22 protein-coding genes and 4 pseudogenes are annotated in these 20,915 nt (G+C 67.9%); 14 read left to right on the top strand and 12 right to left on the bottom strand.

Features of this window, described 5'->3' with window-relative positions:
- Positions 1 to 58: 58 nt before the first annotated feature.
- From K7854_RS22955 to K7854_RS22935, 5 genes are all read right to left on the bottom strand, one after another.
- Positions 59 to 433 (bottom strand): PIN domain-containing protein, encoded by a 375-nt coding sequence (locus K7854_RS22955; RefSeq protein WP_226028432.1) that lies wholly within the window; start codon positions 431 to 433, stop codon positions 59 to 61.
- The gene (locus K7854_RS22950; RefSeq protein ID WP_226028431.1) at positions 430 to 684 is read right to left on the bottom strand and encodes a hypothetical protein; all 255 of its coding nucleotides are present in this window, start codon (positions 682 to 684) and stop codon (positions 430 to 432) included. Before K7854_RS22950 ends, K7854_RS22955 begins: the two co-directional genes overlap by 4 nt.
- A 76-nt stretch (positions 685 to 760) precedes the next feature.
- On the bottom strand, positions 761 to 919 hold the full coding sequence (locus tag K7854_RS22945) for a hypothetical protein (RefSeq protein WP_226028430.1): 159 nt from the start codon (positions 917 to 919) through the stop codon (positions 761 to 763).
- A gap of 78 nt (positions 920 to 997) precedes the next feature.
- A complete protein-coding gene (locus K7854_RS22940; RefSeq protein ID WP_226028429.1) occupies positions 998 to 1,195 on the bottom strand; it encodes a hypothetical protein in 198 nt (65 codons plus the stop codon).
- The gene (locus K7854_RS22935) at positions 1,192 to 2,724 is read right to left on the bottom strand and encodes a hypothetical protein (protein WP_226028428.1); all 1,533 of its coding nucleotides are present in this window, start codon (positions 2,722 to 2,724) and stop codon (positions 1,192 to 1,194) included. The genes K7854_RS22940 and K7854_RS22935 overlap by 4 nt, the downstream gene beginning before the upstream one ends.
- 245 nt (positions 2,725 to 2,969) lie before the next feature.
- On the opposite strand from K7854_RS22935, the gene K7854_RS22930 reads away from it, so the two are divergent.
- Positions 2,970 to 3,542, top strand: a complete 573-nt coding sequence (locus K7854_RS22930; RefSeq protein ID WP_226028427.1) for a hypothetical protein — start codon at positions 2,970 to 2,972, stop codon at positions 3,540 to 3,542.
- 211 nt (positions 3,543 to 3,753) lie between these two features.
- On the top strand, positions 3,754 to 4,473 hold the full coding sequence (locus K7854_RS22925; protein ID WP_226028459.1) for a DUF4231 domain-containing protein: 720 nt from the start codon (positions 3,754 to 3,756) through the stop codon (positions 4,471 to 4,473).
- Positions 4,474 to 4,554: 81 nt separating this feature from the next.
- Here K7854_RS22925 and K7854_RS22920 read toward each other — a convergent pair whose 3' ends face one another.
- Both K7854_RS22920 and K7854_RS37835 read right to left on the bottom strand, forming a co-directional pair.
- The gene (locus tag K7854_RS22920) at positions 4,555 to 6,306 is read right to left on the bottom strand and encodes a hypothetical protein (protein ID WP_226028426.1); all 1,752 of its coding nucleotides are present in this window, start codon (positions 6,304 to 6,306) and stop codon (positions 4,555 to 4,557) included.
- A gap of 420 nt (positions 6,307 to 6,726) precedes the next feature.
- The gene (locus K7854_RS37835) at positions 6,727 to 6,951 is read right to left on the bottom strand and encodes a DnaJ C-terminal domain-containing protein (protein ID WP_345606740.1); all 225 of its coding nucleotides are present in this window, start codon (positions 6,949 to 6,951) and stop codon (positions 6,727 to 6,729) included.
- A gap of 55 nt (positions 6,952 to 7,006) precedes the next feature.
- Between K7854_RS37835 and K7854_RS22915 the strand changes: the two are divergent.
- A pseudogene (locus tag K7854_RS22915) lies at positions 7,007 to 7,836 on the top strand (IS5 family transposase).
- Here K7854_RS22915 and K7854_RS22910 read toward each other — a convergent pair.
- Positions 7,788 to 8,777 (bottom strand): serine/threonine-protein kinase, encoded by a 990-nt coding sequence (locus tag K7854_RS22910; RefSeq protein ID WP_226028425.1) that lies wholly within the window; start codon positions 8,775 to 8,777, stop codon positions 7,788 to 7,790. The pseudogene K7854_RS22915 and the gene K7854_RS22910 sit on opposite strands and share 49 nt — an antisense overlap.
- Positions 8,778 to 9,471: 694 nt before the next feature.
- Between K7854_RS22910 and K7854_RS22905 the strand changes: the two genes are divergently transcribed.
- On the top strand, positions 9,472 to 10,506 hold the full coding sequence (locus tag K7854_RS22905; RefSeq protein ID WP_226028424.1) for a TniB family NTP-binding protein: 1,035 nt from the start codon (positions 9,472 to 9,474) through the stop codon (positions 10,504 to 10,506).
- On the top strand, positions 10,503 to 11,408 hold the full coding sequence (locus tag K7854_RS37530; RefSeq protein WP_308112554.1) for a TniQ family protein: 906 nt from the start codon (positions 10,503 to 10,505) through the stop codon (positions 11,406 to 11,408). Before K7854_RS22905 ends, K7854_RS37530 begins: the two co-directional genes overlap by 4 nt.
- A gap of 268 nt (positions 11,409 to 11,676) precedes the next feature.
- On the opposite strand, the pseudogene K7854_RS22895 reads toward K7854_RS37530, so the two are convergent.
- A pseudogene (locus tag K7854_RS22895) lies at positions 11,677 to 11,775 on the bottom strand (diadenosine tetraphosphate hydrolase); the annotation flags it as partial.
- 92 nt (positions 11,776 to 11,867) lie between these two features.
- On the opposite strand from K7854_RS22895, the gene K7854_RS22890 reads away from it, so the two are divergent.
- The 5 genes from K7854_RS22890 to K7854_RS22880 all read left to right on the top strand — a co-directional run bounded on the left by K7854_RS22890 (position 11,868) and on the right by K7854_RS22880 (position 14,297).
- On the top strand, positions 11,868 to 12,314 hold the full coding sequence (locus K7854_RS22890) for an SRPBCC family protein (RefSeq protein ID WP_226028423.1): 447 nt from the start codon (positions 11,868 to 11,870) through the stop codon (positions 12,312 to 12,314).
- Positions 12,315 to 12,481: 167 nt separating this feature from the next.
- Positions 12,482 to 12,616, top strand: a complete 135-nt coding sequence (locus K7854_RS37525; RefSeq protein ID WP_264087606.1) for a hypothetical protein — start codon at positions 12,482 to 12,484, stop codon at positions 12,614 to 12,616.
- Between the two features lie 109 nt (positions 12,617 to 12,725).
- A complete protein-coding gene (locus tag K7854_RS37830; protein WP_372481058.1) occupies positions 12,726 to 12,920 on the top strand; it encodes a transposase in 195 nt (64 codons plus the stop codon).
- Between the two features lie 6 nt (positions 12,921 to 12,926).
- Positions 12,927 to 13,277: a hypothetical protein gene (locus K7854_RS22885; RefSeq protein WP_226028422.1), complete on the top strand. Its 351-nt coding sequence runs from the start codon at positions 12,927 to 12,929 to the stop codon at positions 13,275 to 13,277.
- Between the two features lie 138 nt (positions 13,278 to 13,415).
- On the top strand, positions 13,416 to 14,297 hold the full coding sequence (locus tag K7854_RS22880) for a barstar family protein (RefSeq protein WP_226028421.1): 882 nt from the start codon (positions 13,416 to 13,418) through the stop codon (positions 14,295 to 14,297).
- Between the two features lie 44 nt (positions 14,298 to 14,341).
- Here the strand turns inward: K7854_RS22880 and K7854_RS22875 are convergent, their stop codons facing one another.
- Positions 14,342 to 14,785 (bottom strand): DUF4265 domain-containing protein, encoded by a 444-nt coding sequence (locus K7854_RS22875; protein WP_264087612.1) that lies wholly within the window; start codon positions 14,783 to 14,785, stop codon positions 14,342 to 14,344.
- 87 nt (positions 14,786 to 14,872) lie between these two features.
- Here K7854_RS22875 and K7854_RS37695 point away from each other — a divergent pair, with 87 nt between their 5' ends.
- On the top strand, positions 14,873 to 15,604 hold the full coding sequence (locus K7854_RS37695) for a DUF4253 domain-containing protein (protein ID WP_226028419.1): 732 nt from the start codon (positions 14,873 to 14,875) through the stop codon (positions 15,602 to 15,604).
- Positions 15,605 to 15,705: 101 nt separating this feature from the next.
- Here the strand turns inward: K7854_RS37695 and K7854_RS22865 are convergent.
- Positions 15,706 to 16,239, bottom strand: a pseudogene (locus K7854_RS22865) (CbrC family protein).
- A gap of 223 nt (positions 16,240 to 16,462) precedes the next feature.
- On the opposite strand from K7854_RS22865, the pseudogene K7854_RS22860 reads away from it, so the two are divergent.
- A pseudogene (locus K7854_RS22860) lies at positions 16,463 to 17,321 on the top strand (IS630 family transposase); the annotation flags it as partial.
- A gap of 594 nt (positions 17,322 to 17,915) precedes the next feature.
- Here the strand turns inward: K7854_RS22860 and K7854_RS22855 are convergent.
- Positions 17,916 to 18,854: an alpha/beta hydrolase gene (locus K7854_RS22855; RefSeq protein WP_226028418.1), complete on the bottom strand. Its 939-nt coding sequence runs from the start codon at positions 18,852 to 18,854 to the stop codon at positions 17,916 to 17,918.
- Between the two features lie 260 nt (positions 18,855 to 19,114).
- Here K7854_RS22855 and K7854_RS22850 point away from each other — a divergent pair, with 260 nt between their 5' ends.
- Positions 19,115 to 19,516, top strand: a complete 402-nt coding sequence (locus K7854_RS22850) for a MerR family transcriptional regulator (protein ID WP_226028417.1) — start codon at positions 19,115 to 19,117, stop codon at positions 19,514 to 19,516.
- A gap of 242 nt (positions 19,517 to 19,758) precedes the next feature.
- Positions 19,759 to 20,910, top strand: coding sequence for a serine hydrolase domain-containing protein (locus K7854_RS22845; RefSeq protein ID WP_226028416.1), 1,152 nt, complete (start codon positions 19,759 to 19,761; stop codon positions 20,908 to 20,910).
- Positions 20,911 to 20,915 lie beyond the last annotated feature (5 nt).

The raw sequence follows: 20,915 nt of genomic DNA, 5'->3' as shown, positions 1-20,915 counted from the left end.
ACAAGGGCGGGGGCTGTTTCCAGTGGGAAAGAGCCCCCTTCGTCCAAGACGGTGCAGGTCAAGTGGGGTTCAGCGGAGTGATGCCGGTACCCGCGTACAACTCAGGTTCCAGCGACAGGACCGTCAGTGACTCTCCCGCCTTCGCCGCGTGCCAGGCGATCGCAGCAGCGTGAGCCACCGGCCAGTCCACGTTTCTCCAGTCCATAGCATCCACTGCGTGCGCTGCGGTGAACGGAACGTTCTCCGCAAACCGCAGGGATGCCGCATGCTTGCCTGCCCCCGCAACCTGCCGCTCGGCAGCGAGCACGGAGAGGGAGGGAATGATGACACGGCCGGTGCCGCGAGAGGCCTCGATGTAGAGGCCCGTGAAGAAGGAGTCCGCGCGGTACAGGGCGGCCAGAGCCGTGTGGTCCAGGACGGCCGTCAGGTTCATGCGGCGGCGCCGCCCTGGTGGGCGCGGATCTTCGCCCAGGCCTCCTGGCCCACCTGCTGAACCTGCTCGGTGTACTCAATGCCGAGCTCGCGGGCGGCCTCAACAGCACGCTGCTCCCGCTCGGCTTCCGTGAGCTCGCGCGTGGCCAGCTCCTCCAGCAGCTCGGTGATAGTGGTGCCGCGCTCCTCGGCGAGAATGCGCAGCCGGTTGCGCACTTCCTCGCTGGTCTTGATGCTCGTCGGCTTGCTCATACCAAGGATTCTACCGCCGGTAGAACCGCCGGGGCAGTGCTATCGAGGAAGGCACTGCCCCGACACGGCTGATCTATCAGTCCATGTACGCCTTGGCGATGCGTCTTCCATGATCGTCAAGGTCGTCGGTCAGCTGGTAGCTCCAACCGGCCTCACGTAGCACCTCTCCTTCTCCTGCTTCAGTGGTGAGAGTCCGCCCGTGCGCCGGGCCGTACATCAGGATCACTTTTGTCATGGTGCGAACCGTAGGGGGTCTGTCGCCTAGTGTCGCGGGCACGGCGTCGGCCCGGGCGCACTGTTCGCCCGGGCCGGTTCAGCCGATCACGGACCGGGCGAAGGCGACCGTGCCAGCGAAAGCGCCCCCGGCAGCCAGTACCGCGACAGCCCATGTGTTCCCTGCCAGCACGGTCAGCACGCCGGCGGCCACGGCGATCTGCGTGCCCAAAATCACGATGACCGCGGCTCGCACCGTCATCAGCGGCTCCTGCGCCCGGTCTGACGGCGTACTCACGACAGCTCCTGGAGGTTCTCGCGCCTGCGCCACTCCATGCCGAGCCGGTGCAGTTTGCGTCGGGCCCGCTCTCCTTGAGCCTCATCCTGCTGCACCAGGTCCGATGCCTTTGGCCACGTCATGGGGTGGTTCTCCGACCAGGCACGGACCAGGGTCTGTTCCTGCTCATTCAGCTTGCCTGTCACGTAGCGCACCGGAGCGGTCTCGAACTGCTGGGACCAAGGAACGAGGCGGGGGATCACCAGGTCCTCCGGCCCCCGGGGCACGGTGTCCGGCTGCTCCCAGCCCTCCGGGATGTAACCGATGGAGACTCCGCAGATCTGGTGATCGCGTTCCAAGTCGCAGCCCTGGCGTGCGTACCGGCCCAGGACCTTGCGCACCGACTGATCGTCGGTGAGATCGGCCTCCTGCTCCCACGCACGCTCGACCATCGCCACAGCCAGAGCCTGACAGTGATCCTCCAGCACCGGCCACAGACGCAGGCAGCGGCGCAGGAAGTCCTTCATCGGCACCGTGTCGCCCTTCATATACGCGTCGAAGGCGTAGCGGGCCTCGGCAAGAACGGACGGCCTGAGCTGCTTCACCCAGTCGGCGACAGACCGGACTCCGGCGAAGAGGTCGGCCATATGGCCACCGATGAGGTCCGCCATCGACGGCAGAGTGCGCAGGGCCTCCCGCATCATCCGCGGCACTCCCGCCTGGATGGCGAAAGATGGTGCGAGCATTTCTGCCATCTTCGCCAGACTGGGCAGCGGGGGCACCAGAGCGGGGAGACCTTCGAACACCGGGGCCAGGGCGAAGTGCGGCTGACGAGCGAGTTCACCAAGACCGACCAGCGGCTGGAAGGCGTCAGCCATCGATGACAGGCGAGCGGCCGATCCCAGCAGGCTCGCCAGACTGCTGACCTGCGGCTCGACAACGGACAAGACCGCCCTGGCGGGGTTGAGTCCGTCCAGCAGTCCCAGCGTGTTCACGACCGAGGGCAGTACGGAGTTCAGGTTCTCGGACATCGAGAGAATCTGGGGCCGGACGCTGGACAGCGCCGACAGCGCGGCATTGCGGGCCCCCAGTCCGTCCAGCAGCGACTGGCCCACCATCTCTCCGATGTTGGGCAGCCGGGGAACTGCCATCTCGATTCCGGCGAAGACCGAGGCGAGGCCGAAGTTCCTCCGCTCGGTGAGCTCGCTGAGCATCGTGCTGGGACCGATCAGCGGTTGGACGGAGGCGCTGACGCCGGACCAGAAGGCGGCCGTGTCCACGACGTCAGCCAGGCCGCCGGAGTGCAGGGCGGCGTCGTCGAGCAATGGGAAGGTGCCCTGGTCCAGCTCGAGCCCGTCCATGGTCAGGTCGGACTTGTTCAGCGGCTCCGCGGGTCCGGCGTCGCCCAGCTCTCCGAGCGCCTTGTTTTCGGGCGAGCCGCACCCCTCAGCTGAAGGGGCGAGCGGCCCTCCTGTTGCCTCGGGCGGCAGTGCAGCAGGCCGCTGAGAGGCGTCCTCGGGTGCCGAGTCCGGCGTTGAAGCCGCAGACATCTCGGGCCTCCTTTGTCGCTTGGGTAAGTCTGTTCACCTACCTGCGACGGGAGAGAGCCGACCCGGCACTCATTTTGCCGACACCTACTGTGATTCACGCCACATAGCACTGCCTGGAGGCGCTTCCCTTTCATCGGCCCAGCACCCACTGCTCGAAAGGGCTGGCCGATCATCGCCCTGACACCGCATCACTCCACGTGGCAGGGTCGCCCGTGATCACGAACAGTCGAGATACGGGGGCCTCCATGGACACGCGGATGTGGAACGGTCTGGTTGGCGTCGCGAAGGAGACGTACACCGCCTCACTGAGCGAGGGGGTCGTACCACGCCCGCTCATGATGCCGCTGGTGCGCGGCGGGCTGGTCGGGCTGATCTGGGTCCGCCCGCTCAAGGTCGGCCAGGACGCGCTCGCCGGGATCGCCGGACTCGCGAACATCGCCGCGGCGGCCGGCGCGGACGAAGTCGTCCTCGTCTGGGAGACACACGACGTCGCCACCGCCTGCGAGCTGCCGATCGTCGGCCTGGCACCGTGCCTCAACATGGTGCTCGCCACCCCGACCGGGCACGTCCTGCACCAGTTCCCCTACAGCGAGCAGCTCCTGTCCCGCAGCTCCCAGGGCTGGGCATCGGTTGCCCCGGACTGGAGGCCAGCCCCCGAGCCGCAGCCCGGCGGCGAACTCGTGCCGCCCATCCAGGCCGCAGTGAACTTCTCCTTCACTCCGATCGAGCTGGACCACCCCGACCCGTTCGGCGTCACCGTCGTGCTGATGGAAGAGGACGGCTACCGCATCAGCCTGACCGAAGCGTTCGCCCGCTGAGCGGGAGCATGAGAGGAAGGACAATCCGTGCCCCGCAGTCTCGATGACGACGCACCCCGCCGTATGAGCGATGCAGAAGAGGTGCTCAGCGCCGAACAAGCAGGAGACCGCCGACAACGAACGGACCACACTGCGCAATCTCCGGCAGATCGTGAGGAACATGGAACGGGGCGTGACCCGCCGCAGACGCAGAAGGTTCCACCAGTTCGTGATGCTGCTCATCGCAGCCGCTGCCTTCCTGACTGGTGCGCTCTGGACGGCGCTGTTCTGGGGCTCCCCTTCTGAGTTCGTCCGCGTCGATATCGTCTGTGGCGCGCTGCTGCTGCTGTCCGGGTCAGCAGCTTTCATGGCAGGGAGGGGACAGGGGAGCGTCACCCTTGGCGAGCTCGAGGAGGCTTTGGAGACCAACCGTGACTCTCTGCGGTTCTTGAGCGCGCTCTACCACCCGACCGTGAAGGAACGGCGTAGCCTCTACCGGGAGGACGTCGCCGGCGTCATCGAGCAGCACCGGACCGATAGCCGCAAGTACCGGCGCGTCCACAACACGCTGCAGAACCTCATCATGATTGGTTCCGCGTCTACGACGGTCGTCGCGGCTCTGGACACGCGTAACCAGTACACGTGGCAGAACATCACGATCGTGTCCATCGGTTTCACTGTCACAGTGGCAGCCGCTTTCACCGGCTATTACAAGTACCGCGAGCGCAGCTACTTCCTGCTCCAGACCGCTGACGCCATCGAAGAGGAGGCCAATGCCTTCACCCTTGGTGTCGGCCCCTACAGCGACTTCGGCGCGGACCAGGAGCAGCAGGCCCTGAAGCTGTTCACCCAGCGGGTCGAAGAACACCGAAACGAGCAGCGGCGCCGCCAGCAGCAGCTGGACCAGCCTGCCGACCAGGCCGCCCCGTCTGGCCAGCCACCAGCCGCCTGAGGCCGCACAGCCACTCGCGTCAGCGGCCGCGCTCTCGAGGTGGTCGTGCCACCCCGCCACCAACGGGCGGCGGGGCCGCTTTCATCGCTTGTTGTGCTTCGTCCACGGCTGGCGGGGAATCCCGCAGGCTTCCATCTGGGCGGCGACCTTGGCGTGCAACTCGCGCAGCGGCTCCAGTTCGGCGGGCAGAGTCAAGGACGCGATGGTGGCGCCCTTACGCCGGGTGAGGCTTGCGGTCAGGTGCCCGTCGGGTGTCTCCCAGAGGCGCACCGTCAGTGTGCTCCGGTTGGCGTGCACGGGGCCGCTGGCGTTCTGCCGCTCGGTGATCATGCGGGTGAGGTTGCCGTAGAGGCGTTGCAGCGGGCCGGCGTCTCTGGGAAGCGGGACGTGCCGGACGGTGGCTTCGGGACGGGTCTGGTGGTCGGCGGCTCGCAGAACTCCATAGTGGTCTTTCCACACCCACACCGGGACCGTATGCGCCGCAGGTTTGTTCGCAGCACCGCTCGGGGCGGTGTCCGGTTTCACCGGTGTCGTGCTCTGGTCGGTGGGGTGCGCCTGAGCCGCGGGGACGACACCCTTGCGGGCGTTTTCGGAGCGTCGCACCCATCCTTCGACTTCGTGGCGGTGGGACGCGGAGAGGTGCTTGCCTGCCTTGGCGGCGTTCTCGGCAAGGTTCTGCGCGTGCCTGTGCAGCGTCGCCTTCGACATGTGGCGCCGATTGCGATATCGAAGGTCATAAAGAACGCGGCGTACCGTGTCCGCAGCGACTCGCGCGACCCAGTCCGGCGTCTGTCGCTTCTCGCGTTGTGCCTCTGCCGCTTCCCGTGCCCGGGTGCGAGCGGCGATGAAGGAGGCGGCGACACCAGCGATGCGGTTCTCGTCGTCGGTGCGCTCGTGCGCTTGAGTCGCGTTGACGCGGGTCAGCAGTTCGCGGGCCTCCGTGACGTGTGCTTCGGCCACGGCCTGGTCCAGACGCTGGAACAGCTCGCGCCGGACGTCGGCTTGTCCCTGAAGCCACAGGTGCGCCTCCCGTACGGCGTCGTCGAGTTCGGCTCGCCTTACCGCGCTCACGCCGCTCAGGTCGGCTATGTCGTTGCAAACCCGGGTCACGACGACGACGGCGTCGACTTTGCGTGCGTTGGCCAGCTGGCGCAGCAGCACCTGTGCGCGAGTGTCGGCGTCCGGTTGCTTCTTGGGCTTCGTCGCAGGCCAGCGTGATGGCGGGGTGGCGGTACGGGAGCGGATGATGTGTTCCACAGCCGGGGTCGTCAGGCCGCGCTCGGTCATGTAGCAGTCGTCCAGCGTGAACCATTCGGTGTCCCGGGCGAAGGCCTCGGTGCCGATACGAACCCGCCGCGCGGTGCCGTCGCTGTCGAGCCGGATCCGGTGCACGTACCAGCGGCGGATCAGGATGTCGCGCTCGACGGGAACAGTCTGGGCGAGCACGGGCTCGAGGCCGGTGTCCCATGCCGGAGGCACTGCGTGGTCCAGGTGTACGCGCAGGGCGCCACGCGACCAGTGGACGTCGACGACGGAGCCGAGTGGCGCGCCTTCGGGACGGGCGTAGTCGAAGTGAGCGTCCTCGCCGCTGTCGTCGAGCCAAGCTGCGGCCGCCGATTTCACGTACAGGTGATCGGCGCTGTTCACGCCGCGGGCATGGCGGCCGCAGGCCTGCGGCAGACCGTCCGGATCCGCGTAGTGCGCGAAATGGCAGACTTTGTCGGTGTAGAGCTTCGTGGTCAGCTGCCCGCCGCATCCTCCGAGCAGCGTGCCGCACCAGAAGGTGTGTCCCTCGTAATGCCGTCGGAAGGCATCCAACTCGATGGCCTCCATTGGCAGCATGAGCGGCTCGTCCGAGTCCGGACCGCCCAGCACCGCTGTCTGGATTCGCCGTCTGTCTGTAGCCACGCGCTCCCCCTCTTGCTGCCCCACCTCAGATTTTCACCAGTGAGGTTCGCCAGCCAGGGCCGGCCGAGTCTCCTGAGTGCCGTCGCGACGCACGACGGTGATGTCTGAGGCCGGCGGCCGGTCGTACGACGGGAGCTCCGGCGCGGCAACGTAGGACTGCCACTTCGGGCCGGGCCACTGACGATGCTTCGGCATACCCGGCAGCGTAGCCACCCGTCCGCGCGGGCGGCAGGGTGCGAACTTCCCATGCTCCAGGCGGGATTCAGCCGAACGCGCCCGCTCGCTGGCCCTCATGCCGTCCCATGCGACCGAGGCCCCGCGGCTCGATGCCAGGTCGGTTGGGCGTCATCCCTCGATCCGGACAACGACGAAGAGGTCCCCCGCCTCGCCCCCATTCCTTCGCGGCCAGCCCAGTCCCCTGAGCCGCAGCCCTTGTCCGGCGCGGACGCCTGGTGGAAAGCGAATCCAGTGTGTTGTCTCTCTGAGGACCTCGCCAGTTCCGTGGCACGAATCGCAGTCCCGCGTGCCTTGCGCACCAGGCGGGGAGGCGCACTCAAGGCAGGGGTTCAGGGCGGTGAGGCGAAGGTCGTGTCCGCAAAGTGGTGGGCTCGTTGGGTTGTTCGTGGTGCGTCGTCATGAGCTGACCGATGAGTCGTGGGCAGTGATCGAGCCGTTCCTGGCTCCGCCGCGGATGGGCCGTCCGGTGCGCGATCACCGTCAGGTGGTCAACGGGATCCTGTGGAAGCTGTCCACGGGGGCGGCATGGCGGGATCTTCCCGAGCGGTACGGGCCGTGGAAGACGGTCTACGAGCGCATCCGCCGCTGGTCGGCCGACGGGACCTGGGACCGGCTCCTGGCCCACGTCCAGCAGCGCTGCGATGCCGTCGGCTCGGTTGACTGGACCGTCACGTGTGTCGACTCCACGACCGTGCGAGCCCACCAGCACGCGGCCGGGGCCCGAAAAGGGGGCTCCGGCCGGGCGAGGCGATCGGCCGGTCCCGCGGCGGGCTGACCACAAAGATCCATCTCGCCTGCGACGGGCAGGGCCGGCCGCTCGCCTTCACGATCACCGCCGGAAACGTCAACGACTGCACTCAGTTCGAGCAGGTCCTGGCCCGCATCCGCATCGAGCGGTGCGGACCCGGCCGGCCCAGGACCCGGCCCGAACGGGTCGTCGCCGACAAGGGCTACTCGTCCACGAAGATCCGCTCCTACCTGCGCAGACGCGGCATCAAGGCGGCCATCCCCGAGCGGATCGACCAGATCAACGGCCGCATCCGCCGGCGGGAAAGCCTCTGTCGGCTCGACCGGGCCGCCTACCGACGCCGTAACGTCGTCGAGCGCTGCTTCAACAAGCTCAAGCACAACAAGGCCCTGGCCACCCGCTACGACAAACGCGCCCGCCACTACGAAGCCCTGGTCACCATCGCTTGCCTACGAATCTGGCTGGCCTGACTTTGCGGACACGACCAAGCCCTTCGACTGCACCGAAGGGCTGCGATCTGAGGGCTCACAGCAGATCGGACGTATCGGTCCGGCCCATGGCTGGGCGAGTCCTCGTCGTAGTACCGCCGGTCGATTTTGCGGAGAGTCAGAATGACCTCGAAAGCGTCGGACGGGCGGTCGTCGGGATTCTTGGCCAGGAGCCGTTTGACGAGCGTTGCCAGTTCGGGCGGGATGGCAGGCCGCACCTTGAGCAGAGGAGCCGGCTGTTCGTTGAGGTGCTGGTTGATCAGGTGCCAGGAGTTTCCGGTGAAGGGCTGGTGCCCGGTGAGCATCTCGTAGAGCACGCACCCGAGCGAGTACAGGTCGGAGCGGTGGTCGAACGTGCCGGTGAAGCACTCGGGTGCCATGTAGGCCGGGGTGCCGATCAGGACGCCGCTGGTGGTGATGTCGTGCCGTTCGTCGCTGCTCTTGGTGATGCCAAAGTCGACCACCGTCGCCTGGCCGTTGGGGCGGACGATGATGTTGGACGGCTTGATGTCCCGGTGGGTCAGGCCTGCGCCGTGTGCGGTGCCCAGGGCGTCGGCGATGCAGACGGCCGTCCGAACGGCATCAGGCAGAGGCAGTCGGCCGTCCTTCAACACGGCGCTGAGAGGCTTGCCGCGAAGCAGCTCCATCACCAGGTAGGCGTGCAACCGTCCGTCGTGCATTGCGGAGCCGAAGTCGTGGACGGTGACGATGTGCGGATGGGACAGGCTTCCGGCGACCGCGGCTTCGCGGGCAAAGCGGGCCGACTGCTGGCTGCTGTCCGCGCTGCCGTCGCCGGTGAGGACCTTGACGGCCACCAGTCGGTCGACCTTGGGGTCGTGCGCCTTCCAGACCTGCCCGAACCCGCCCGCACCGATCGCCTCGATCAGCTGGTAGCGGCCGTCCAGCACGGTCCCTGCCTGCACGACTCCCCCTTCTCGGTACGCACCGCGACGCACGGTGTACCAGGCGTGTACCCGTCACGCTACGCCGGGACAACCACCTGGAACAGGGGAGTGCTGATCTACCGCGTTTCGGCTCAGGCCGTGGTTCGCAAAGCAGCCGGCGGGCCGATGGCTGGCGTCCCGGCTTCCCACGCCGCACGCTCTTCTCGAGCCCGGCGCAGCGCGGCGGCCTCGGTCGCCGCGGCCTGGCGGCGGCGCTGGGCGCGAGCCTGGTCCATCGGGGCCGGCGCATCGTCCGCGACGACGTCGGGTTCGGGGAACGCCCGACGGCTGAGTGCCCGCATCGCGGCGGTCTGCCGCTCCGCCGCCTCAGCGATAGCGGGGTCGGCCAGAGACGGCCGGGCGGCCTGGCGGTGCGCCTCGATCGCACGGCGGTAGCCCTCCGGGGGCATCCGGCGGCCCCCCACACCGGTGCCGCCAGCCGCGCCTGCCACGGCGCCGGGAAGGCAGCCTCCCAGGCAGCAGGCGGCGAACCGGCAGCACCGCACCGTGCTGCGGCCCAGGCCGCAACGGAGGCGGAGGACAGCCTGGTTGCGCTGGACGCCCGGTCCCCCGCCGAAGACCGGGACGACGCCGGCGCCGATGAGTCCGGCGCACTCACGCGGGCGGGAAGCGGCGCGCTGGCGCTGTACGACGCCGGCCAGGAGGCCGAACTGTGGTGAGCCCTGCCCGCCCCTCGCCCCCGGACGACGAGACGGCGGCCGCGGACACGGTGACGACGTTCGACGGCTTCGCCCGGTTCGCCGCTACCGCACCCCCCACGCCGCCGCAGCCGGGCCAGGCACCCCGTACGCGGGAGGAACGCCTGGCCTACCACTCGCAGTTCGTCACCGTGCGCACCCCGGCCATCGAATCCCTGGCACGCCAGGTCCGCACCCTGATGATCCTCGGCCGCCACCAGCAGGCCACCGCCCGGCCGTCGCTGATCGTCACCGGCCCGGCCACCACCGGCAAGACCACCGCGCTGCTCCAGGTCGGCCGCACCTGCCACCTCGCCCACACCCGCCGCGCCCACCCGGGCGACACCAACGTGCCCGTCGCCTACGTGCTGGTACCGCCCGGCGCCACCGCCAAGACCCTGGCCGCCGAATTCGCCCGCTACCTCGGCATCCCCGTCACCGCGCGCATGACCACCGCGCAGATCACCACCGCCGTCTGCCACACCTACACCACGGCCGGCATCAAACTCGTGCTGATCGACGAGATCCACCGGCTCAACCCGCGCTCCTCCAGCGGCGCGGAGGCCGCCGACTGGCTCAAGGACCTCACCGAACGTATCGGCGCCACCTTCGTCTACGCAGGCATCGACGTCACCGCCAGCTCCGTTTTCAGCGGAGTACGCGGCGCACAGCTAGCCGGACGCGCCTCACTGATCGACTGCGGAGCGCTGCCCGCCCGCGCCGGCCACCGCGAGCCGTTCCGCGAGCTGATCACCACCCTCGAAGCCGCCCTCGACCTCACCGCACACCGCCCCGGCAGCCTGCCCAGGCTGGCGCCCTACCTGCACGAACGGACCGCCGGACGCATCGGCAGCCTCTCACGCCTGATCCGCCAGGCCGCCATCGAAGCCATCTGCGACGGCACCGAACGCATCACCAAGACCCTGCTGGACACCATCGCACTGGACCACCTCGCCGAAGAGCACTACCGGCCCCGGACCCCCGCCCGCCGCACCCGACCCGGCCGGTGACCGCCCCCACGCCCGCGGTACGCCCCGCCGCGATGTGGCCCAGCCCGCCCGGCGCGCTGCGCGTGCGACCACTGCCCCGCGAAACGGCAGCCTCCTACCTCACCCGCCTCGCCGCCGCCTACCACCTCTCCCCCGCCCATCTCCTGGACGGCCTGCACATCACCACCACCGGCACCCCCGCCGCCCCGCACACCACCGAACTCCACTACAGCTGCGAAGCCGCCCGCCGCCTGGCCGCCTTCACCCGCATCCCGCCCACCCACCTCAACCGCGCACTGGCCCGCCGGCCCCCGCCCGCCACCATCGCCACCGCGCCCACCGCCACCGCCCGCTGGCAGCCCCTCACCCCCGCGGTCCAGCCCCTGCCGGCCTGCACCGCCTGTACCCTGCGCCGCCCGCCCCACCACGCCGCCCCCGCATGGATCCACCCGCCGCCCGACCTACCCCGGGCCATGATCTGCACCCGTCACCAGCAAGCCTCCAGCGACCCCCGACACCGCGCCCCCCTCAACATCCGCTCCCTGCCCGAACTCACCCGAACCCGCCTCGCCGCCCGCCGTCGCCTCACGGCGGCCTCCCTGAGCTGGGCAACGACAATCACCACCCGCTGGTACGACCACCACCAGCACCTCCACACCCGCTGGCACACCCGCCTGCACCAGCTCACCACCACCAACCCCCACCTCACCCGCGAGGCCGCCTCCCCCGCCCTGGCCTGCCGGAACCTGATCACCTACCCCGAAACCCTCACCCTCGCCGCGGCCCTCGACCGCCTGCCCTCGCACCCCCTGACACGCGCGCAGCAGACCGCCTTCCTCCACCACCTCGCCGACCGCCTCCAACTACCCCGCCTCGCACCCGCCGACCACGACCTGCTCTGGCAACGCCTCACCACCCGCTGAACCAACCCACACCCCACAACGCCCCAGCACACACAGCCAGCCAACACCCGCACCGCACCTATAGACGCGCCAACCGCACTGAGCAAAAACCGCCACCCCGCACAGCACCCTGCACAACACCAAACACCCAGCTCAACGCACGTATCCCCCGACACCGGACACTCGGTTCCGCGTAAACCCCACCGACTGACCAGAACTACCACCCAGTACAACTGAACAACAGCAGGCCACTATCAAGATCAATAAGCACACCATCAGCCACGCCATACCCGATCACCGCGAACCCCGACGTCAGACGTCGCAGCACAGTCGGGTTCTCGCCCTTCAGTGCAGCCCCGATCCGGTGCACCCGCCAGTCACCAGCCATGGCCAAAACCTACATTCTGGTGATCAAGGACCGCTCTTCGATCCCCACAGCTCGTAACACGATCACCGTGAGGCACGGTCTAGCCTTGTTGTGTGCCGTACCTCGCTGTTACTGCTACCTCGCGCTCATCGGCGCCTGCTGCTCTCGTCTACGCCGCGCTCCTGGACGCAGAATCCTGGCCGTCGTGGACCTCGTACTACCAGGTCGAGTGGGAGTTGCCGACGGGGGTCGAGAGACCGGCACGGGTAGGTGATCTCCGCACCATCCGTTCTCGTCTCGGACGGGTGTGCTGCCGCGAGCGCATCGTCGAGATGGTTCCCGACCAGCGGTTCAGCTACGACCATGCCGCCGGATTGTTCACTTCTCATCGGGGGTCTGTGGACCTGGCCCCAGCACCCCACGGCCGCACCGACATCACCTGGTCAGCAACATACCGGCGCACCCTCCCCCTTCTGGACAAGCTCAGGAGACGGCGCCTGCAGGTTTTGGCCCACGACCTGGCTTCATACGCCAACTCAATCGTGAGCCGACACTCCTGAGCGGTTTCGTTTGGATCAAGGTACGGGTGGGCGAGGAGGGCGGCTCCGGAAAGCACCCAGGAGCGATGCGACCTGGAACCGACGCCATCGAGAGCAGCCTGCGGCATCTGCTCAATGAGTGGGCTCCCATCGGCGTCCCTGACGAAGTACAGGACGAATACGATTGCATGCTCGTCCCTCTCCTCCAGCGGCTCCGGGGTGACGCCGACCAGACAGAGATCGGCGAGTTCCTGCGGCACGACCTGGAGGACCACTTCGGTCTCGCCCCCCGCCGTCAGAGCCGGGAGCGATGGCGACCCTAGTGATCTCCTGGTGGACAGCCGCCGGCGAAACCGATGGCATCCGCGGCGTGTAGCCGCTCCTTCCGGATCGACTGCTCGTTGGTCCAGGTGTGCCGTTGGCTGACGCGCAGTGGGCGCGGATCGAGCCGTTACTTCCGGACCGGAAACCGAAGCGGGGTGGCCAGTGACGGGACCACCGAGGAGGGATCGACGCCATCGCCTGGAAGTTTCGACAGGGGCGCAGTGGGTGCAGCTGCCGGAGAAGTACGGCAACTGGCGGGGCGTCTACAACCGGCTGCGGACATGGTCCGCCGACGGCACCTGAGAGCGGGTGTTCATCGCGCTTCCGGCACAGGCCGACGCCGACGACGAGCTGGAGGGGTGGGTCTGGAACGAGAACGTCCTGCCCTTCTTGGCTCTCTTGGCAAGTTACGCCGGCTACGACTTCGATGGCACCGACTGGCAGGCGGTCGAAATCGCTCTTGAGGCCACCGATGATGAGCACCGGGATCGCTGGTACAGCTATCCACTCCTCGGATCGAACCATCACCTCAAGGTGCACCTTGCGCAGGCCGTGGGTGGCAATGAGGTTTCTGTCCACGTGGCGGGAGCTTCCAGCCCTGAGCTGCTGCTGAGGGCGGACACCCTGATAGCGGCCTTCGCCACCAGGCTCGTCGCATGAGGCGGGCATGAGCCACAGCCCTCATGGCCGAGCGAGGATCCGGGACCGGGACGGGCCGCAACTTCTCTGCTCCATGGCCCCAGTTGCCGGGAGTCGCCCGGTCGCACAGCACAGTGAACGCCCCCGTAGGCTGCCCGCATGCCGACCGACAACAGCCCCGACAGCGTCGTCAAGCACTGGCAGGAGTGCTCTGACGTGTACGACTTCCTGGAGCAGATCCGTTTGCGCCCCGGGATGTGGCTGCCGGGTGGGTCGCTCCAGCACTTGCAGTCCATCCTCACCGGCTACCGTGTGGCGCTCGCCGTTCACTCCGCCCACGAGCCCTTCGCCTTCTGGCCCGAGGAAGACTTCATCAACTGGCTCCACGAGCATTACGGAACGTCAAGCTCTCTGACCTGGGCCGCCGAGATCGAGCGGCACACGCCAGCCGACTCCACGCCAGTCGATGAGTTCTTCCGGCTTCTGGACCACTTCCGGCGCGACATCACCAGGAAGCCGGCCTCGCATGGCACGTGGGATCGGCTCCCCAGCATCGAGTACATGAGCAACACGTTCGTGACCCTCTTCTGGCGACGCCGACTCCTCGCAGAGGCTGTCCTGGGACTTGAGAACCGCGGATTCCGCGTCGTCCATCTCGAAGCGCATGCATGGGCGACGGAACGTGACATGCACCAAGCCGTTGCCGCAGCCCTGCAGTTCCCCGACTACTACGGGCACAACCTGGACGCCCTCAACGACTGCCTCGGAGACGTCGCCTGCTTCGGGTCCCACGAGGAGACCGCCGAGGGAATCGGACTCGTACTGTCACTCACCGACTACGACCGCTTCGCCGCCGCATCCCCCAGAGCGGCCCAGATCGTGCTGGACATCATTGCGGACCAGGCCCGCCGAGCGGCGGTAGTCCAGCGACGCTTCTTCGCACTAGTCCACAGCAACGACCCCGGCATCCGGTTCGAGCCGGTGGGGGCCATGCCCGTCATGTGGAACAGCCGCGAATGGGCCGACTCCAGCCGCCGTTGAGAAAACCAGCCCGGGAGGCAACGAACGTGTGGCGCGGGTGTCTGTCACGCGGCCGTGGACCTCCAGGCATCGGTGACGCATCCCTCTTCCCAGTGCCACCACCCCTTGGCCGCACCATGCTCCAAGAGCCTGCGAAGCTGTTGAAGATCGGCATCCGGCGGCACGTCCAATGCGACCATCCGGAACTGCTCGATGCCCTCGCCGGTCGCACCGAGGCGGTGAAAGACGTCCAGCACGCTCTGCCGGGCCGCGCCAGAGCCACCGTCCTTGAGAACGATCAGCCGGATGGTGCAGTTCTGCGACGCCTGAACGGTCTCTGCGGCCCAACGGACGCCGCCCTCGTCGAGCTCCACGCGGATGATGTCGTCGCTGGCGACTCCGCGGACGAACCATGGGGTGTTGTCCAAGCGGACTGTTCCGTCACCGAGATCGATCGCCCACAGGCTTTCCACGCTCGCCGGCGGCCAGCCGTCCTCGTCCACGTCCATCCGGAAGTGGACCTTCACATGGTTATCAGTCACGCTCGTCACGGCACCATCATCCTTATTGTCAGCGCCTCGAACTAGCCTCCGCTCGTGACCCCTGAACTGCTGGCCTCTCTCGCTGTCCCGCTCCCTGCGGGCCGGTTGATCACATCCGATGAAGGAGACGGGGCGGTGCAGCCCCTGTGGCTGAGCGACTCCCCGGCTTCTGCCGAACTGTGGGCGCGGCTGCTCGCCGAGCACAACACCTCAGGACTGTGGCCACTGCTTCTTGACGCCCACGACCCAGGCGACGCCGAATTCCGGCCCTGGGGGTCCGGCGAATTGTTCCCTGAACGCATGACCGCCCCCCACGCGCACAACCCGGCCGAACTCCTGGCGCAGTGGTGGAGCACGTACGCGGAGACCAATGAGGACGACGACTTGCTGCCGCCGCACGAACGGCTTGCTGTCACCGCGCCGTTCGGACAGGCCTGGCCGGGTCCGCTCGTCAGCGATGACCTCGTGACGGATGCCGGTGAGATGGCCGTGGCGTACGCAGAGGTCTTCGCCGACCAGCACCCCCAGGCCCGTCTCGGGCTCGTCGCCGCTGCCGGCGGCGCGGACGCGCTGGCGGCCACCGGCTGGGGCGGGCCGGTCAACTACGACAACGACACGGCCAAGTTCTCCGCCGTCGTGCGCGACTGGGAGCGCCGCTTCGGCGTGCGCGTCGTAGCCGTCGGCTTCGACACCCTCCACCTCAGCGTCGCAGCACCCCCGACGAACACGCAGGGCGCCCTCCGGGTCGCTGCCGAACACTTTGCCTTCTGCCCGGACAGCATCTGACAGGGCTCCCACCCCTACACCCTCGCTGCCTATGCGGAACGCCTCGTCGGCATGAACAGCTGGGACTTCTGGTGGGACTGACCCCTGACGCAAGGGCGCCGTTATGAGGCGTCGGCGTAGGCGAGATGGGCGCAGCACGTGGTGCAGCGGAAGAGCATCGCGGTGGCGCCTCCGCCGAGGTGGGTGAGGAACTGCTCGACTTGGGCTGCGTCATGCCAGCCACCGAGGCGCAGGTCGTGTCGGAGTTGATCGAGAGCGTCCGGGTGGGCTACCAGTTCGCTGTAGCCGACCTCGCCGATGAACGCGGCTGCCTCGTGGCAGTGGACGAACCAATGCGGGTCCTGCCAGGCATGGAAGCCGGGGGTGCGGCGGGTGACCTCGCGCAGAGTCTCCTCGCTGACGCCGTCGAGTCCGCAAGAGTCGATGAACTCGCCGGCGAACCGCTCGGCCGCGCTGCCGTCTGCGATGCACCAGGGTCAGAAGCGCCCGCCGACCTCCTGGACGGTGCAGAAGGACGCGGTGTAGATCCACCCTGTGGCGCGGTTGCAGCAGGCACAGCTCTCGGCGCTTTCACGGATGGATCCGCTGGCGAGCGGATCAGGGTGGTAGCGGAAGGCAGGCAGGTCGGAAATCACTGGCGCAGTCTGTTCGCAAGACAGCCCAGTGATCAAGCGGTCAGCGCATATCCCAACTCGCAACGGACGATGGGGATTCGGCGGGGAACGATCACTCGGTCTGCGGGAAGAGACCTTCAAGGCGTCGAGGCGTGCCTGGCCAGGCGCTCTCGTGAACACCCCGTACATCCTGCCGTGAACCCGTGATCGGGCCCACGGTCGGGTTTGTGGTCGGGCCCGTCCAGGCCTGGGCGACATGCCGCACACGGGCGGCCCGAGGACAGTGGCCGACGAGCAGGTCGCCGCGGTGGTGAAGCGGACGCTGGAGTCGACCCCGAAGAACGCCACGCACTGGTCGACACGGGCCATGGCCAATGAGACGGGCCTGTCGCAGTCGACTGTGTCACGGATCTGGCGGGCCTTCGGCCTGCAACCGCACCGCACCGAGACGTTCAAGCTGTCCACAGACCCGTACTTCATCGACAGGGTCCACGACGTCGTCGGCCTGTATCTGGCCCCCCGAACGCGCTCTGGTGTTCTGCGTCGACGAGAAGTCACAAATCCAGGCTTTTGACCGCTCCCAGCAGGTGCTGCCGATGATGCCTGGCATCCCGCAGCGCCCCACCCACGACTACGTACGGTCGGGCACCACTACGCTGTTCGCCGCACTCAAGATGGCCACCGGCAAGGTGATCGGCTCCCTGCACCACCGGCACCGGGCCGAGGAGTTCAAGAAATTTCTGATCAAACTCGACCAAGAGATCCCGGCGGACCTGGACGTGCACCTGGTGCTGGACAACTACGCCACCCACAAGACCCCGGCGAGCAAGGCCTGGCTGGTCGCCCACTCCCGCTTCCACCTGCACTTCACCCCACCCGGATCGTCCTGGCTCAACCTGGTGGAACGCTGGTTCGCGGAGCTGACGAACAAGCAGATACGACGCGGGGTCCCCAAGAGCGTCCAGGCACTGGAGAAGGACATCCGTGCCTGGATCGCCTCATGGAACACCGACCCCAAGCCCTGCGTTTGGACCAAGACCGCGGACGAGATCCTCGAACGCCTCGCCAACTGTCTGAACAGCATTCCTGACTCAGAAGACTAGGGGGCGCCGGTCGGCTGGTGCTGTCGGGCAGGCGATCGCCGGGAAAGCCCCCGTGTGGGCCTCGAACGGCCGTCGAACTTGATCGTAAGCCCGACAATCACCGGATGCAGAAACGGCCTTCGTCTGATCATGTACTCCGACCGAGGTGCACGTGACCAAGACGAAGGCCGTGAGGGTGAGTCTGCTGCCTGCTGCTGCCCAGAGGGAGGCGTGGCCGTACTCCTTTGTCGCCCTGTTGGAGCCAGGTGCCGCCTCCTGGACCGCGATCCTGGACGCGGTCCAGGCTGGGACCTGCAGACGGCGCGACCGCAGCCCAAGCGAGTGGTGAACACCGGATTCGTGCTAGTCCCCGTCCGAACGGCGTGACCCGCATGCCTCAGTCGACCAGCACGAAGGGTTGCCGTAAAGGTGCGCCAATCTGTTGTGCCAAGGGGCGTGCCGACTGTTGGGAGGCCCGCCGAAACGTCCCTGTGTCCGTGCAGGTCACCGTGTCGGTTTGCCGTGGTCGGCCCGCTGGCAACCCCGTGGCGGATGAAGATCACCCCACGTGCCGGGCAGGCTCAGGACCGGGACGCGTGGTGGGGTGCTGCAGGCTCAACGTGCTCGCTCGTACTCCCGGGTGATGAAGGAGACCGCGTTGTCGAGGGCCTCGTCGGACTCGGCCATGTGCCCGGCCAGCATGTGCCAGACATGGAACATGCGGGGCCAGACCTCAAGGGTGGTGCGGACGCGTTGTTCGGCGAGCCGTCCGGCGAGCGTGATGGCGCCGCTGAGCATCACTTCGTTCTCGCCCATCTGGATCAGAGTCGGGGCCAGACCACGCACCTCGGCGAAGACGGGGGAGGCGTCTGGATCGGTTGCCAGCGCGTCGCCCAGGAAGGCACGAGCGAGGTCGTCCAGGAACTCACCGGTGCACAGCGGGTCGATGCCGGCGCGGCTGCGCACCGAGGGGCCGGAGTGCGTCAGGTCGGCCCAGGGCGAGATGGCCACGCCGGCCACGGGCAGCGGCAGGCCCGCGTCGCGTGCCTTGCGCATGATGGTGATCACCATCGCGCCCCCGGCGGAGTCACCCGAGACCGCGATCTTCCCGGGGGCGGTTCCGGCCGCAAGGAGTGCCCGGTAGGCGGTGAACACGTCGTCGATGGGGGTCGGGAACGGGTGTTCCGGGGCCTGTCGGTAGTCAGAAACGTAGACCCGTGCGCCCAGGCGCTTGGCGTAGTGGCCGGCCAGCCCGACATATGCCTCGACCGCGCCATGTACGTAGCCTCCCCCGTGGATGTAGAAAAGTGCCCGGTCATCGGTCACCTCGTCCGGCACCACCAGCATGGTCGGCACGCCATCGAGCTCGACCCTCTCGAAGCTCACGCCGTGCGGCGCGGGAAGGGCGGCGGCGAGCTGCTTGCCGTAGCTGTCCCGCACTTCCGTCCAGGTGAGGTCGCCTTCCCCGGCGAGCGCGGGACCGATGTCACTGGCTGCCTGCACCCAGCGTTCCAGCAGTGCCGCGGCCTTTGGTGTCAAGTTCATGGTGCTCATGTCTTTCGTGATGTCACTGATCGGTCACTGATCGCGCGGCCCCGGTGTGGTCTCACGGCACAGCACCGCGGGTGGGGTTCGCCGCCGGACGGGGACCTCGCCAACGCAGTCAGTCTCCGTCCCTGACACTGATGGCAAGGTCAAATTGCGCAGGTCACAGCCTGGCCGGGCGCCACCTGGACCCGCCTGAGCAGCCGTGGCCGAACCAGCGAAAACCTGCCTGCCCGGCCAAGACGTCCATCCGGCCTAGAATCGAACACATGCGCATCGGAGAGGCGGCTCAGCGCTCGGGAACCACCCCGCGCCTGCTGCGGTACTACGAACAACAGGGGCTGATCGTGCCCGGCCGTTCCGAGAACGGCTACCGGGAGTACGACGAAAGCGTTCTGGGACGGATCGCCCAGATTCGGGACCTCCTGACGGCCGGTCTGCCGACCCGCCTCATCAAGCAGATCCTGCCGTGCATTCCCACCCCGCACAGCGGCATCCGCTTCTCCGGTCTGACAGCCGAGATGGTCGCGCTCCTGGAAGCCGAACAGGCCCGGCTCACGGCACGCATCGACTGCCTGACCCGCAACCGGGACGCGATCGCCGACTACCTCACTGCTCTGCGCGAGACCAACGGGCAGCAGGAACAGGTGCAGAGCGCGCAGAGCGCGTAGAGCACGCCTGGAGCGCGCCGCGCCTCACAGACGATCACCGTGCGGCACGGCGCACGACAGCGCCGGAAAGTGCCGGGACCTGCAGCGCTTGACCTTCACACCGGTGTCAGCCTCGGAGACTGACGGCGTCGGCCACACCCACCGGAGTCGCCTCGGCGGCGTACCCCGCACAGGGCATCCGTCTCGCCCACGGGGCACAGAGGGGCCGACCACCCGACACCGTCGACCAAGGACAGCGCATCATGACCACACTCCACGGCACCTCCGAGCCCCGTTTCGCCGGACTACGGGAGTCACTGCGGCAGAACATCGCATCAGGTGAGGAGATCGGCGCCTCGCTGGTCGTGGACATCGACGGTGAGCGTGTGGTGGACCTGTGGGGCGGCCACCGTGATGCCGCCCGCACCACCGCCTGGGAGGAGAACACCCTCACCAACGTATGGTCGATCACGAAGACCGTCACCAGCCTTGCCGCGCTCATGCTGGTGGACCGTGGCGAACTCGACGTGTACGCGCCGGTGGCCCGGTACTGGCCCGAGTTCGCCGCGGCCGGCAAGCGGGAGGTAGAAGTCCGTCATCTGCTCTCTCACACCTCAGGTGTCTCAGGGCTCGAGCAGCCGGCGACCGTGGAGGACCTGTACGACGCGCGCGGGGCCGCGGCCAGGATGGCCGCGCAGGCTCCGTGGTGGAAGCCGGGCACTGCCTCCGGCTATCACGTGATGAACTACGGGCACCTCATCGGGGAACTCGTGCACAGGATCACCGGCCGGTCCCTGCGGCAGTTCGTCGCCGAGGAGATCGCCCGCCCGCTGGGAGCGGACTTCCAGATTGGCGCGGCCAGGGCAGACTGGACACGGGTCGCGGACATAGTGCCGCCGCCCCCGTGGCCCTCCGTCCCAGCGGCGACGGGGGCAGCGGCCGGGACGGACTCTCCCGCCCACAAGACCTTGACCGGCCCTGCGGTGGCGCCGGAAATCGCGAACACCCCGGCGTGGCGGGCCGCGGACATCGGCGCGGCGAACGGCCATGGCAACGCCCGTTCCGCCGCGCGCATCCTGTCCGCGCTTGCCCGCGGCGGCGAGGTCGACGGCGTCCGGCTGCTCGGTGAGAAGACGATCGACTTCGTCTTCGACGTGCAGTCCGACGGCGTCGACCTCGTCAACGGCCTGCCGGTGCGCTGGGGTATCGGCTTCGCATTGCCGAAGAAGGCCACTCTGCCCTGGGTTCCCGACGGCAGGGTCGCGTTCTGGGGTGGTTGGGGCGGTTCGATGATCATCGCGGATCTCGACCGGCGCATGACCATCTCCTACGTCATGAACAAGATGGGACCGGGCCTCCTCGGCTCCGACCGCAGCGCCGCCTACGTGCAAGCCGTTTACGACCAACTGCCCTGAGTGGG

It is taken from the genome of Streptomyces hyderabadensis (assembly GCF_020404845.1).
Lineage (GTDB): Bacteria > Actinomycetota > Actinomycetes > Streptomycetales > Streptomycetaceae > Streptomyces > Streptomyces hyderabadensis.
Note: the sequence above shows the minus strand (reverse complement) of the source record. Positions and strands in the feature narration are given on the sequence as shown.